Origin of the sequence: Parabacteroides sp. MSK.9.14 (assembly GCF_019041495.1) — a bacterium.
GTDB lineage: Bacteria > Bacteroidota > Bacteroidia > Bacteroidales > Tannerellaceae > Parabacteroides > Parabacteroides merdae.
Map to the genome: position 1 here is coordinate 41,915 of NZ_JAHPXO010000012.1, position 14,943 is coordinate 56,857.

At 41.6% G+C, this 14,943-nt stretch carries 9 protein-coding genes, 1 tRNA gene and 1 pseudogene; 6 read left to right on the forward strand and 5 right to left on the reverse strand.

What is annotated here, in order from left to right:
- Positions 1-40: 40 nt before the first annotated feature.
- Entirely contained in the window at positions 41-883 is an 843-nt protein-coding gene (gene rpsB, locus KTG12_RS08305; RefSeq protein ID WP_005637640.1) for a 30S ribosomal protein S2, read from the forward strand.
- Positions 884-1,025: 142 nt separating this feature from the next.
- Positions 1,026-2,015, forward strand: coding sequence for a translation elongation factor Ts (gene tsf, locus KTG12_RS08310; RefSeq protein ID WP_005637638.1), 990 nt, complete (start codon positions 1,026-1,028; stop codon positions 2,013-2,015).
- Positions 2,016-2,124: 109 nt separating this feature from the next.
- On the opposite strand, the gene KTG12_RS08315 is transcribed toward tsf, so the two are convergent.
- The 4 genes from KTG12_RS08315 to KTG12_RS08330 all read right to left on the reverse strand — a co-directional run bounded on the left by KTG12_RS08315 (position 2,125) and on the right by KTG12_RS08330 (position 7,010).
- Entirely contained in the window at positions 2,125-3,318 is a 1,194-nt protein-coding gene (locus KTG12_RS08315; RefSeq protein WP_022322360.1) for a pyridoxal phosphate-dependent aminotransferase, read from the reverse strand.
- 25 nt (positions 3,319-3,343) lie between these two features.
- On the reverse strand, positions 3,344-4,561 hold the full coding sequence (locus KTG12_RS08320) for a bifunctional 3,4-dihydroxy-2-butanone-4-phosphate synthase/GTP cyclohydrolase II (protein WP_122116196.1): 1,218 nt from the start codon (positions 4,559-4,561) through the stop codon (positions 3,344-3,346).
- A gap of 26 nt (positions 4,562-4,587) precedes the next feature.
- Positions 4,588-6,525 carry an LptF/LptG family permease gene (locus KTG12_RS08325; RefSeq protein ID WP_022322361.1) on the reverse strand — a complete coding sequence of 646 codons (1,938 nt, stop codon included), beginning with the start codon at positions 6,523-6,525 and terminating at the stop codon, positions 4,588-4,590.
- A gap of 101 nt (positions 6,526-6,626) precedes the next feature.
- Entirely contained in the window at positions 6,627-7,010 is a 384-nt protein-coding gene (locus KTG12_RS08330) for an START-like domain-containing protein (RefSeq protein ID WP_005637627.1), read from the reverse strand.
- Positions 7,011-7,208: 198 nt separating this feature from the next.
- Here KTG12_RS08330 and KTG12_RS08335 point away from each other — a divergent pair.
- Positions 7,209-7,282: transfer RNA gene (locus KTG12_RS08335), tRNA-Met, on the forward strand.
- A 481-nt stretch (positions 7,283-7,763) separates the two neighbouring features.
- Here KTG12_RS08335 and KTG12_RS08340 read toward each other — a convergent pair.
- Positions 7,764-8,687: pseudogene (locus KTG12_RS08340) on the reverse strand (FimB/Mfa2 family fimbrial subunit).
- Positions 8,688-9,741: 1,054 nt separating this feature from the next.
- On the opposite strand from KTG12_RS08340, the gene KTG12_RS08345 reads away from it, so the two are divergent.
- The 3 genes from KTG12_RS08345 (at position 9,742) to KTG12_RS08355 (ending at position 14,932) form a co-directional block, all read left to right on the forward strand.
- Complete coding sequence (locus tag KTG12_RS08345) at positions 9,742-11,796, forward strand: response regulator (protein WP_155143567.1); 2,055 nt, start codon at positions 9,742-9,744, stop codon at positions 11,794-11,796.
- 412 nt (positions 11,797-12,208) lie between these two features.
- Positions 12,209-13,477, forward strand: coding sequence for a fimbrial protein (locus tag KTG12_RS08350; protein WP_155143569.1), 1,269 nt, complete (start codon positions 12,209-12,211; stop codon positions 13,475-13,477).
- Positions 13,478-13,720: 243 nt separating this feature from the next.
- The gene (locus KTG12_RS08355; protein WP_122299689.1) at positions 13,721-14,932 is read left to right on the forward strand and encodes a fimbrial protein; all 1,212 of its coding nucleotides are present in this window, start codon (positions 13,721-13,723) and stop codon (positions 14,930-14,932) included.
- Positions 14,933-14,943 lie beyond the last annotated feature (11 nt).

The window sequence follows — 14,943 nt, forward strand, 5'->3', positions numbered from 1 at the left end:
AGTTAAACAAAAGAAAGTAAACGATTTTAAGAAAAAAACAATGTCAAGAGTTAATTTTGATCAGTTATTAGAAGCTGGCGTACACTTCGGACACTTAAAAAGAAAGTGGAACCCTGCAATGGCTCCTTATATCTTCATGGAGCGTAATGGTATTCATATCATTGACTTATATAAAACAGTTGCTAAAGTAGACGAAGCAGCAGAAGTAATGAAGAACCTTGCAAAACAAGGTAAGAAAGTACTTTTCGTTGCTACTAAAAAACAAGCTAAACAGGTTGTCGCTGATAAGGCTTCTTCTGTAGGTATGCCTTACGTTATCGAACGCTGGCCGGGTGGTATGTTGACCAACTTCCCGACTATCCGTAAAGCTATCAAGAAGATGGCTACTATCGATAAGATGACAAAAGATGGTACATTTGATAATCTTTCTAAGAGAGAAAAACTTCAGATCACTCGCCAGCGTGCTAAGTTGGAAAAGACCTTAGGTTCTATCGTGGACCTGACTCGTCTTCCGTCAGCTTTGTTCGTCGTTGACGTAATGAAAGAGCATATCGCAGTTCGTGAAGCTAACCGCTTGGGTATTCCTGTATTCGGTATGGTTGATACAAACTCCGACCCGAACAATATCGACTACGTGATTCCGGCTAACGATGACGCTACAAAATCTGTAGAAGTTATCTTGGGAGCTATCTGTGAAGCAATGAACGAAGGCTTGCAGGAACGTAAAGCTGAAAAGATCGATACAGAAGCTGCCGGTGAAGGCGAAGCTCCTAAAAGAGAACGCAAAGCTAAAGCTGCTGTAAAGAAAGAACGTACTAAGAAGGAAGACGACGAAGCTCTGAATGCTAACGTTGCTGATAAATTCGCTAAGGACGAAGAGTAATTCAATTGACAATTGAAAATTAAGAGAAACATAAAATGAAACGATGGGCAATTGGCTTTTGACTTGAATTGTCAATTGTCAATTGTCAATTGTCAATTGTCAATTAATAAAGTAAATATTTAATAAATAAGAAAATAAGATTATGGCTGTAACTATGGCTGATATTACCAAGCTGCGCAAAATGAGTGGAGCTGGTATGATGGACTGCAAGAAGGCTTTGACCGAATCTGATGGTGATATCGAAAAGGCAATGGAAATTATCCGTAAAAAAGGACAGGCTATTGCTGCTAAGCGTTCTGACCGTGAAGCTGCTGAAGGTTGCGTATTGGCAAAGAAAGATGGCGAATTCGCTGCTATCATCGCTTTGAAGTGCGAAACAGACTTTGTGGCTAAGAATGAAGATTTCATCGCACTGACTCAGGCTATCTTGGATGCTGCTGTGGCTAACAAGTGCAAGACTCTGGACGAAGTGAAGGCTTTGCCGATGGGTAAAGGCACTGTACAGGATGCTGTTACCGACCGTAGCGGTATCACGGGCGAAAAGATGGAATTGGACGGCTATAACGTAGTGGAAGGCGCTTATACCACTGTTTATAACCACATGGGTAAGAATCAGTTGTGTACGATCGCTGCGTTTAATAAGGAATCTGAAGAAGCTGCTCACAACATCGCTATGCAGATCGCAGCCATGAACCCGATCGCTATCGATGAAGCCGGTGTTCCTGAATCTGTAAAAGAACAGGAAATCCAAGTGGCTATCGAGAAGACTAAAGCTGAACAGGTACAGAAAGCTGTTGAAGCTGCCCTGAAGAAAGCTGGAATCAACCCGACACACGTTGACAGCGAAGACCATATGGAAAGCAACATGGCTAAGGGCTGGATCACGGCTGAAGATGTTGCCAAAGCAAAAGAAATCATTGCTACTGTTTCTGCTGAAAAAGCAGCAAACTTGCCTCAGCAGATGATCGAGAACATCGCTAAGGGGCGTCTTGGCAAATTCTTGAAGGAAGTTTGCTTGCTGAACCAGGAAGATATCATGGATGGCAAGAAGACTGTAAAAGAAACAATGAAGGAAGCTGATCCTGAATTGCAGATCTTGGCATTCAAACGCTTTACTTTGCGTTCCGAATAATTTTGCTACGGCAGTTTGAAATAAAAAAGGAGATGTTTTTTGAAAACATCTCCTTTTCTGTTTTTATAAACGGATTTCACAATTGTGAAATCCGTTTATATCCGTAGGTTTATTTTAAAGCAGCCAAAGCCTCTTTGATACGTTTGATAGCTTCCACGATGTTTTCATCGCTGGTAGCGTAACTCATGCGGATGCATTCGGGGGCACCGAAAGATGTTCCGCCAACGCAAGCTACATGGGCGACTTCTAACAAGTACATGGCTAGATCATCTGCATTCTCGATCGTGCGTGTACCGTTGGTTTTGCCAAAGTAATAGCTACATTTGGGGAACAGGTAGAAAGCTCCTTCCGGCTGATTTACTTCGAATCCCGGAATCTCTTTCGCTAAGCCGACAATCAAGTTGCGGCGGCGTTCGAATGCCTGGCGCATTTCTTCGACCGGTGCTTGTGAACCTGTGTAAGCAGCTTCTGCCGCTTTCTGGGATACGGAGCATGGTCCGGAAGTATATTGTCCCTGCAATTTGTTTACTGCCTTTACGATCCATTCCGGTCCGGCAATGAAACCGATACGCCATCCGGTCATGGCATAGGCTTTGGAAACACCGTTGACAATGACAGTACGGTCTTTCATTCCGTCCATCTGTGCGATGCTGTTATGTTTGCCGATATAGTTGATATGTTCGTAGATCTCGTCTGCAATCACGATGATTTCCGGATGTTTTTTCAGGACTTCGGCCAAGCCTGCCAATTCTTCTGCACTATAGACCGAGCCTGTAGGGTTAGACGGGGAGCAGAGGATCAACGCCTTTGTCTTCGGTGTGATAGCCGTTTCCAACTGTGCCGGAGTGATTTTGAAATCCTGTTCGATACCGGCCGCAACGATTACTGGTGTACCTTCGGCCAATTTTACCATTTCCGGATAGCTGACCCAGAACGGAGCCGGGATAATCACTTCGTCACCCGGATTTACCAATACCATGATTGTATTACAAACGGATTGTTTGGCACCATTTGCGCAAGAAATCTGGTTGGCTGTGTATTCCAATCCGTTTTCGTTTTTCAGCTTGGCAACGATGGCGTTACGCAAGGCCGGATAACCAGCGACGGGAGAATAACGAGAATAGTTTTCGTCGATAGCTTTTTTGGCAGCATCCTTAATAGGTTCGGGAGTATTGAAGTCGGGTTCTCCGACACTTAAGTTGATAACATCAACTCCCTGAGCCTTTAATTCACTGCTCTTCTGGGACATCGCCAATGTTGCGGATGGCGACAAACTTGCTAAACGTGCTGATACTTGTGTCATGATAGTGTTATTATGCAATTATGAATTATTTGATATTGTGCAAGACGTGTCCCATACGTTCCTTTTTCGTTTTCATGTAGAATTCGTTGTAAGGATTCGGAGCGACTTCGATAGGAACGTTTTCTACGACTGTCAGCCCGTATGCTTCCAGTCCGACACGCTTGACGGGGTTGTTGGTCATCAGGCGCATCTTGGTGACTCCCAAATGGCGCAGGATCTGGGCACCGACGCCGTAATCGCGTTCGTCTGCCTGATGTCCGAGATGCAAATTTGCATCGACAGTGTCCAAACCGTCTTCTTGAAGTTTATAGGCTTTCATCTTTTCCATCAGTCCGATGCCGCGTCCTTCTTGGTTCAGGTAAATGATTACTCCTTTGCCTTCTTGCTCGATACGTTGCATTGCTTTGTGCAACTGCTCGCCACATTCGCAGCGCATGGAGCCGAAGATATCACCGGTTGCACAAGAAGAATGTACACGGACCAAGATCGGTTCGTCTGGTTCGAACCTACCTTTTATCAGGGCAATATGTTCCAGTCCGTTGCTTTTTTGGCGGAAAGGGATCAAGCGGAAGTGGCCATACTGGGTGGGCAGATCAACTTCGACGCCATTTTCTACGATCGATTCTGTTTTCAAACGATATGAAATCAGATCTTTGATACAGATGATTTTGATATCGAACTTCTTGGCGACCTCGATCAGTTGGGGCAGGCGAGCCATGGTCCCGTCTTCATTGATGATTTCGATCAGTGCGCCAGCCGGGTATAAACCGGCAAGGCGTGCCAGATCAACAGCTGCTTCGGTATGTCCGGCACGGCGCAACACACCACGTGAACGGGCACGAAGCGGGTTGATATGTCCCGGACGGCCCAGGTCGGACGGTTTGGTTTTCGGATCGGCAAGCGCCAGAATAGTTTCTGCACGATCAAACATCGAAACGCCGGTTGTACAGCCACCTCCTAATTTATCAACTGTTATCGTGAAAGGAGTTCCTAGTAAAGAGGTATTATTTGCAACCTGCATGTCCAGTTCTAATTCCTGACAACGTTCTTCCGTGATCGGTGCGCACAATACGCCACGACCGTTTTTCAACATGAAGTTTACTTTTTCAGGAGTTATCTTTTCGGCGGCAATAATAAAATCACCTTCATTTTCGCGATCTTCATCATCGACTACGATTAAGAATTTTCCTTCTCGGAAGTCTTCAATAGCTTCTTCAATGGTGTTTAATTTGATTTCGCTCATATATTATTTTACTTATATTTCTTATTTTACAAAGATACAGGTAATTTTTCAATTATATCAATCAGTTCATAGCTTGTCTTTTGTACCATCTTGATATCGTGCCGTAAAAGTTTACGCTGATACGTGGCAAGCAGATAAACCGGGAATCCGATCGGGAAAAAGAGGCTGATTGCCAGCCCGGCTTTTCCATTTATTTTTGCATTTGTCTGGTTGTAACCGTTGATGACCGGATAGTCCATCAGTTTGTTCAGAACCAAGTTTTGGTCCGAATTAGACAATTCTTCGATGATCCCGTCCATTTTTACTGCTAATTGTTCGGCCGTATGGTCACGACCTCCCTGTTTCCAGAAGAGAAAATAGTTTGTCCATCGTTTATGGGCGGCTAAGTAGGCATTGCTTTCTTCTGCCAACTGTTTCAGGCGGAGAATGATTTGCCCGTAATCCGGATTGAACATGATCACCTCTTTCATTTCAACTTTTCTGCCCGAACGTTTTCCGAACAGGTTTTTTAAGGCATTCAGGTATGTGTCGGCATTCAGGATGACGGAGTCGTTGACCGCTTTATAAGTCAGGAAGATACCTAACGGAGCCAAAATTGCGGAACTTAGCCACATCCCTTGCCATGCTTCCCATACGCCGTCGCGCGCCATTTTGAAACCGATATTGTCAATGATGTAATAGAAAATAAACAGTATGACCGAAATGACGACCGGCATCCCCAATCCGCCTTTACGAATGATGGCTCCCAACGGTGCGCCGATAAAGAAAAAGACCATGCAGGCGAAAGACAAAGTGAACTTCTTGTGCCATTCCGTCAAGTGGCGGCGTACCCTGTAAGCTTCGTCTCCGATAGTGGCTGCTTTGAAGAAGTAATCAGCCTTCATATTTTCTATGCTCGATTTCGCACGTGTCAGGATAGTTGCCTTCTTTCCGGGATTTTCTGCCTGATAGAGACTGTCAAAGTTCATGACAATTACCGGCTCGTCCGTTTTGGGCGTCTCTAGTGTCGTTTTTGTATCTGATTTTTCACTATTCGAATCATCCTTTACGTTATTCTGCTTTATGTCTTGCGGCTTCTTTAGTGTCTTTTTGTATGAGGTTTCGTAAACATTTTTGGCGTTGACGTTTTGTATGCTGTCTAAGCGTACGGAAACAGAATCGATGAAGATTTGTAAATCATGCATGTTTTTACCCATAAACTGGTTTTGCATGAATGATTCGTCCGTCCGTGAAAAGTTGGCATCAAATTCGATTAGGATATCCCGGCTTTTGAATGTCTCCCTTTGGTAAGGAACGGAGCTTTTTGTACCTGCGGTACTCGGTTGCTTGTCCAGGCTTCTAAAGGATTCTCCATTAAATAGGGAAAGGACTAAGAACATTTTGTCTGCCGATGTCTTCAGGCGTCCCGAATCTGCGACCATCACGCTTACTTTGTTGAATCCTTCAGAATAATCATAGATCATCATATCGCGAAGGAGCCCCGTTTCAGTATCCTTATGCTTCACATATACATTAAATCCAGTGATTTCGCTGTAAAAAACCCCTTCAGGAATATCTAGCTCCGGCGATTTCTGCCGCATAGACCAAAGTAGCGTGTAAAGTTTGACTTGTACCACAGGCATGGCATAGTTCTGGAAGAAGAAAGCCCCGATACTTATAATACTGATGGTGATGATTAGCGGGCGCATGATATGGACAAGGGAGACACCCGCTGATTTCATAGCCAGTAATTCCAATCGTTCGCCAAGATTCCCGAAAGTCATAAGCGAGGCAAGCAAAATAGCCAGTGGTAGTGCCATCGGTACGAGAAATAGGGCGGCATACATAAACATTTCCGCCAAAACAGGAATCCCCAAACCTTTCCCGACCATGTCGTCAATGTACCTCCACAGGAACTGCATAAGCACAATAAACAGACAGATGCCGAAGGTCATCAAGAACAACGGCAGGAAAGTCTGCAGCATAAATGTATATAATCGTTTTATTTTCAACATTGCTTATCCGGTTGACGGCGCAAAAGTAGTGAAAAAACGATATGATCGCTAACAGAAATCACTAAAACAAGCTAAATACCGAGTGTACGTTTCAGTTCTTCTACTTGCGTGTCCCATAAATCGATAGAATCCTTTTTTTCATCTTGTTCGGCAAAATCCGTTATTTGTAAAGAAGTCGATCCTGTTAATTCATGGCTGTGGATCTGGAATTCGAAATAGGCATTTTCATCCTCTTCATCCATCCAACGGTAACGGATGCTCATTTCCGGTTTTATAGACAGCACTTCCGCTTCCTGTTCGGCTTTGTTCCATTTAAAAACATATATGTTACCATTGATAATAACATCATCGGCGAACCAGGCGGATAGTCCTGGAGGAGTTGTGAGGTGATTCCATAAGCTTCGTCGTGAAACTTTATCGAAAATGTATTCGATATGAAATTTCTCTTTTTTCATCTTTCATCGTGTTTATTGCGCAGCAAGATAATAAAAGAATTGATATTTGCCAAATCTGTTCGCCAAAAAAACAACTCTGAATTAAGATCTTAACAGGAAGCTTTCAAAATAATTGAATTTTTTTTCATGAAAGTGTTGCACAATATAAAAATAAGCTCTACTTTTGCAGCGTCAATCAAGGAAATGGTGACATTTGATGGCGAGATAGCTCAGCTGGTTAGAGCGCATGATTCATAATCATGAGGTCCCCGGTTCAATCCCGGGTCTCGCTACACGGAAAAAGACTTCGTAAACTAAACATTTACGAAGTCTTTTTCCGTTTTATTTAGTAATCAAAAACGAGAAAAAAGTCCAGGTTTTCTGTTCTTGTCAAAAAGAAGCAGAGAGCCTGGACTTTTATGATAATTATGTAACCTCACGGTTATATTAATTAGGTTTGCTTGCAGAATTAAGGGATTCGTGCAAACAGAGTATAGGGTAAAATTTCACAAATTGTATTGTGTTATTTCTTGCTACAAAGTTACGCTATCAATAGTGTTTATATGCGTGGCAAAAATATCATACGGGCATTGTACCCATATCATTCGTGATAATGTAAAATGCTTGTAATCAGATGAAATATTTATTAACGATTGTATTTGTATCATATTGGCTGGTATTCCTATCACGGAGGATCGCATATTTATAAAAAGTGGTGCACACTCGGAATAATCCGAATGTGCACCTATTGCATATAAAAAATTGAGGGTCGAATTATCCGACTGTAACATACTGAATAACAGTACCCCATTCTGAAATGCTAATATTGATATTGTTGCGGGAAAGGTCAAAAATGATACTTGTTTGTTCTCCTTCGTTTGCAGCCACGTTTTCTGAATTTTTGACATTTTCGGAAGAAAGAACTAAAACGTCATCTCTGTAAAGCTCTATAGTCATATTATCAGCCGGTAAAATGGAGAATGTACCTGTGGTTAGGTTGCCATTATCATTTAAAGTAGCTGGAATAATATATCCGATATCATTGCCTGTCAATTCACCATTGCAGTTGAATGAGCTTTTAGTTCTTTTGATTTTGTAATAATAATTGCTTTCTTTGGAGTCAAATACCTTTAAAGCACCTTTTGTCAAGATCGACATGGAAGACACCTTGCGTTCGATCTTTAATTCCTGCGAAGTTGCTTTTGTAGAAGAACGATGTAGAACGATTTGTCCATAAAACAAGTCTCCCGGCAGATTGTTTGCAACGCCATTATTGTGTTTTAGGCTCACTTGCAGGTCTGAGATGACGTTTGCCTGGTTCATATTGCTGATTTCTTCGCTATTGCTTGAAAGGCCTGCCCAAGCGATGACGGTGATCTTGTCGGATCCCGGACAGTTTATTTCGACCGGCTTAACCTATAAAAGATAATCATTGTCCACTGTGATTTGTTTGTAGAAATCGTTATTTTCATCGAAAACATACAGTGTAGTGCTTTTTACGTCCCCTTTGGCAGTGATGTCCGAATTCTCGGAGTATGCTTTCAAGATTACGGAAAAAGGTGCTTCTGTTTCCAGTGGAACTCTTTCATCTATGATTGAAATGGAATCACCATCGGAAGAGCAACTTGCGAAAGATAGAATAACGGACAATGTCCAAATAGAAAACAAACAATTTGTGAAAATTTTACCCTTTTTCATGACCCTAATTTTTTTATATGCTAATTAAAACCCTATACTCCGAAAGAACATTTGTAAGGTTAAGACCCTCATCAAAACCTTCGGTTCTTTTTTTTCGATAGTGCAAATGTATCATTGGTTTTCGAATAATACAATAATTCTGTATGTAAAATATGTTAAACGAATCAAAATGGTTGGAGAATATCTCTTTATGAGGGTTGTTTGTCTCATTTTTGCATGGTAAAGGTATTAATTATCATTCGTTATTGAAAGGTCTACCACTTTTCTAGAGGCAGGTAAAAGTGTCATGAATGTGGTTGATTCTGTCATGACTCGGATTTTGTTTTTAGATTTACCATTTCGCTGGTAAATGTATCAGCTGAGATAGGTGAAACTATTGGTTCTCCCTTGAAGTTGGTGATTGCCTATGTTGATAGGTTTTCTGAATATTCATAATATAATGCCCCTTCTATGTCGTGTATAAAATATGTACGTGCATAAAACAGGCAAAAAAAGTGGCGCACACGCGGAACAATCCGGATGTACGCCTATGCATATAAAAAATTGAGGGTAAAATAAATCAAATGAAATATTTTATTGATGGACAACTCATTTAGAGAAGCTTGTTTTGAAAAGTTTCCGATACTATGAGTATTGTAATGATTGTTTGCTATGAAACAAGCTGCATTCTATAATACCTTAATTTGGAACCGATAAGCCTCGTCTGAATCTCTGTCCATTATTTTTGTACAAAAATAAAATGTCTTTTTCTGTTCTACAATAATACGTGCGTAAAAGATGTTAAACGTGTCAATGTGTAGGTATTCGTGTCATGTTCTGATGGGGAAGAGTTTTTTGATGCCCTATTTTTAATTGCGTCTATCGGATGAAATTTGGATGCTGTCATGTTTTTGTAACGATTTTGTATGTTTAAAAATATATGATTATCATGATATTTTTTGAAAAATAGTTGGTGTTAAATATCTCGTAAGAAAAATATTTTTGCCATCTTTGTCGTGCAATGCTGACGATGAGTTTTGATTTATAGAAGGATATATAATAAATGCATATAAATATGAAGAAAAAATCTCTGTTCAAGAGGGTGAGTGGAGTATTGACAGGTGTTTTTTTCAGTACTTCATTAATCTTGGCTGCCAATGAAAACGGACAACTATTCGGAAGTGAGACATTGATTGTGGTGGTTGCTCTACTGCTTTTATTTGTCCCCCTGTTTCTTTATGTGAGAAAATTACATTCCAATATGAATGATCGCTCGGATCGGATCATCAAGGAAAACGCCGCACTTGAAAGTTTGAATAAAGAAATCAGCTCCCGAAACGAAGAAGTGAATACCCGCAATGAAGAACTTGATTCTCGGAATAAGTCGTTGGAAGGGCAAATCGAGCAACAGGAAGAAAGATACCGGGTTTTACGGGAGCAGAATGACGATTTGGCGAAAGCCAATAGTGATTTGGTCCGGAAGAATAACGAACTGGAGTTGGTGATCTCTACATTAAACAATAACAAGAAAGAGTTGGAGCAGCTCATCGTAACCAAGATTAAGGAAAACGACATGATCCAGCGTGAGGCTGCCGACAAGCTTGCCGAAGCGGAAAAACGCCTGAAAGACGCTGAAAGCATCAACGACAACTTCTTTATCGAGACGATCCACGAAATGCGCACCCCGCTTTCCTTAGTGTTGGGTTCTCTTGCCTTGGTGGTGCAGAACGACGATCCGGAGAAAGATATGTCTACCCAGTTGCTTTCCGCTTATCGTAATACACTTGCCATGCAGGACTTGGCGGACCAGTTGATCGGTACGCACCGTTCGAACGATGTCGCCAATTATTTGCGCATCGCCCGTTACGATATGGTCGAGATTGCCCGCCAGATCTGCGATATCTTTGTTGATTGGGTAGCCATGAACAACATCGATTTCCGTATCAACACGCAGACGCCCGCCCTTTGGGTCTGGATGGACCGCCGCAAGATGGAGTTCGCTCTGCGTATGTTACTGTCGAATGCCTTCAAAAATACGTTTGTTTATGGGAAAGTGACACTCGATATATCTGTTGTAAATGAAAACGGAAAAGCCTACAGCACACTGGTTGTGACAGACGAGGGGTTAGATGAAGACGAAAGTACACGCCGCGGCTTGAAGCAGATCATGGAGATGGCTGATGCGATAGGCGGTATGTACCGAAGCGAGTCGGACAAGAACGGCACTTCCTACATAATCATGATCCCGCTTGGCAAGCAGCATCTGTTGGACCGTCGTGTCGAGTTTGTGGAACCCGAATCCGACCTGGTCAAACTGAATGCCCGCCAGAAAGAAGAGATCGCCGAACTGATCCATGTGATTCCGCAAAAGAAGGAAACCGGAAAGAAACTCCTTGTGATCGACGACAGCGACCAGATACGTTGGTTCCTGAAGCATGTCTTTAATAAGGAATACCAGATATTGGAAGCCCGCAATGGCCAGGATGGGATAAACGTCGCTTTGAAAGAAGAGCCGGACCTGATCCTTTGTGATGTCATGATGCCGGTGAAAGACGGCTACGAGACCTGCCGTGAGATCAAGAACGATCCCAAGATGGCGCAGACGCCTGTCGTGATGTTGACAGCCAAAGTCGAGAGCGAAGATGTGATTACCGGTATCGAAGCGGGTGCTGACGATTACATCACGAAACCTTTCGACGTGGAAATCCTGCGGAGCAAGATCAACAGCCTGATGAAGAAGCGCGACGATATGAAACGTTACTTCTCTAATTCTTCTGCTGCTTCGCACAATGAAGAAAACACGCTGTCGACCAACCCGTTCATGGATGCCGTTGTCAAAAACATAGAGAAACACCTCGATGACTCTACTTTTGAGGCAAAAGTGCTGGCAGACTCATTGAATATGAGTCTGCCAACCTTGTATAGGAAAATTAAACAATACTCAGATCTGAGTATCCTTGAACTGACACGCAACATAAGGCTGAAAAAAGCCGCCGAACTGCTTGCCAGCCAGCAATACTCCGTACAGGAAGTCGCCGAAATGGTGGGATTTAACGATACGGCTACATTCCGTAAACGTTTTACCGAGCAATACGGAGTTACACCTTCACAATACGGAATTCCAGCTTAAGGCTGGACATTCCGTCCTTCCGGACAATTAGTCGTACTATATTCCTCTCTTATTCTTGTTCTATAATAAGATGTAAGCACCATAAAAACTGAAAATATCTCAAAAATAGGTGCAAATAAATCAAAATAGTCACTTAGAGTTTTACCGATTATATTTGAGAGTCACGCCCCTAATGCGTCTTTACTTTTTCTCCCACCTTTGCAATGTCGAAAGACGATAACCCGAAACGATGAGACAGATAAAGATAATATTATAGATGGTATCAATAAATATAGTAAAGATAGTTAGCCGATGGGAAGTATAGGACAACATAAAACACAACAATCGTTCCGAACAACTCAGCAAGCTATAGGGTAAGAAAAATAAAGATCATTATATAAACGAATTTATTAACTTTTTAATTTTGAAAAATATGAAACTAAGAAATTTAATGTATGCAACAATGATTGCATGTGCGTTCGCTTCGTGTTCGAATGATGATGTGCCGACTCCGGATAACGGTAATCCTGATGCGCAGGGTGGGACAAGTTTGACCGTGAAGTTTGACAAAGCAGCTGATACAAAAGCATCTGGTGATATTACGTCTTTATCCATGTTGGTTTTTAATGCAGATAGCAAACTGGAAGTTGTCGGAACTAAAGTAAATACACCTGCTGTGGAAGGGGGAAGTGATGCCGTTGCTCATGCTGAATTGACTGCTGGTGTTAAAGAGGTGGCTTTGATTGCCAATTATACAGTACCAACAAATTTGATAGGAGAAACAAAAGAGGAGGTTTTTACTGCTTTAAATAAAACGTTTGATTCTGAATTGGAAGTTGGTGAAGCTCTTACAATGAACAGTAAAATCTATACTGGTGTGGTTGTTGCTGCTGAAAAGAAGAATGTATTTGGTTTCACAACTGTGCCTACTGGTTATGTAAATGTAGAAGGCTTGTCTGACAATGATTTGAAAAAACCGGTGAAATTGTATCGTAACGTGGCTAAAGTTGTGTTGAATAAAATTTCTGCGAAAGTGACAACTGATGAAAATAAGCCTAAATATTCAGATCCTCAGTTGGATCTTAAAGAAATCTTTATTCTTCAGGGACATAAGAAAACTAATTTGATGGGTGAGGACTGGAAAGAATATGGATCTACAAATGTAGAAAATGAATGGTATAGTGCTTATGAGCATACGACTGATTGGCTTAACAAGGATGACAAGTATACGCTTGTTGATAATCCTACTGTCCCAGATGGGACTCCGTCTTGGATTAAAACAACTATCACTGGTACAGTTACAACTTCAAATGCTTATGAGACAGTAAACAGTTTTTATGTGTATGAAAATACAAATTTAACCAATAGAACACTGTTGGTTGTGAAAGGTGACTTCTCTTATAAAATCAATGATACTGATCGTAAAACAGAGAGCGATCGTTATTACACAATCGCTTTAGGTGAAAATTTCCAAGTGTCAGCTGGTGAAAGCAATGTCGCTTCTGAGCTTTTGACTCTGCGTGGAGTAACAGGAAATGATGGCAAATACAATGGTTTGTATCGTAACTTGCAGTATGATTTGACTTTGACAGTTACAGGACCGGGCTATCAGACTCCTGGTGGTGGTGGCGATCCTACAACGCTGGATGTACAGTGCGTGGTTGTTCCTTTCGGGTATGTTAGTCAAGATGTTGAAATCTAATCATCATTTATAAATATAGAAAATCCCCGGTCCTTAAAGGCTGGGGATTTTTAGTTTATAGAAAGGAGGTATTTATGGCATCTGTTGCACAAACCTATGCAAACCTATCAAAACGCCTGTGTGATAGGTTTATCTATTAATAAAGAGAGTGACACCTATTCTTAAAACACGCAAAGCTAAATACTTTTGTATTGTATAAATCAAAATAAGGGATAAATAGAAATTAATAAAATATACATATTTATGAAATTGAAGAGTTATTTTCTTTTGAGTATAGTGGTAGGGATGACATTTGCGTGTTCATCAGACGAGAACGTCCCGGAGGTGGAGGTTTTTACTCCGGATGCAACTTTGTCTTTGGCTGCTGTTGCAGATGGGAAAAGCTTGACTAAAGCCGGTGAAGGAGAGGGGGAAAATATTGATCAGGAAGATGCTATTAATAGTTTGCATGTGATGGTTTTTTATGCTGATGGAAACTTGCAAATTGATAAAGTGGTTGCAACCAATAGAGTGGAGGATTTGGATGTACAAAGCGGTGCTGTCAAAATTCTTGTATTAGCAAATGTTGGAACGCGGGAAAAACAATTTGGCACATTAAAGGAAGCATTAGTATATCAGATGGCATTAGATAATGAGAATGAAAATAACGGATACTCTATGAGCAGTCGGTTAATCGAGGCTACGTTAGATGAGGGAAAGCATAATATTTTTGGTGAAATAAAAGATTTCTCCGGTCATATGCCGAATGTATCAAAGGACGGAAATAATATTAAACTGACACGCCACATTGCCCAAATCAACTTGAAATCAGTTTCTGTGAAATCTGATAATGGAAAAGCTTCTTTCGTCATTGACTCTGTCTTTATGGCAAATGTGAAAGGCTATTCTTTGATGGCGGCCAATTCCACTGAAGAATGGGGGATGGTGGAGAGCAAAGGAGCACCGGAAGGTAATTTCTTATGGTGGTACGGCCAATATGAAAATGAATATTGGAATGGTGAATACAAGACGATTGAGGATGGTTTATTGAAAGCTGATTTGTTAGGCTTTAACGCTAATAAACGGAAAGTGACCTCTTCCTCTCCTTGGAAACCAGAAACAGGCCAACTCGCTTGTGGCAAATCATTTATCGTATATGAAAATATGGTTGATGCCGTCAAGCCCGGACAACGTACTTTGTTAGTGTTGAAGGGCACTTATACAGATGATAACGGCAGAGTAGAAGAGAACCGTTTTTATACGATCCCTGTCAATGCAATGGGGACGATGACAAATGCTGAAGGTGGTACACCTGACCACTCTTACGTCAAACGCAACTACCGTTACAACATCTCCCTCACCATTAATAGCAGTGGTTCCGACCGGCCCTATGATCCGGCAAGCGAGGCTTGTATGGATGTGGCTGTTATGGTGGCTGACTGGGATGTGATCGAGCAAAATGAAGATTTGGATTAATAGGGTAAAAT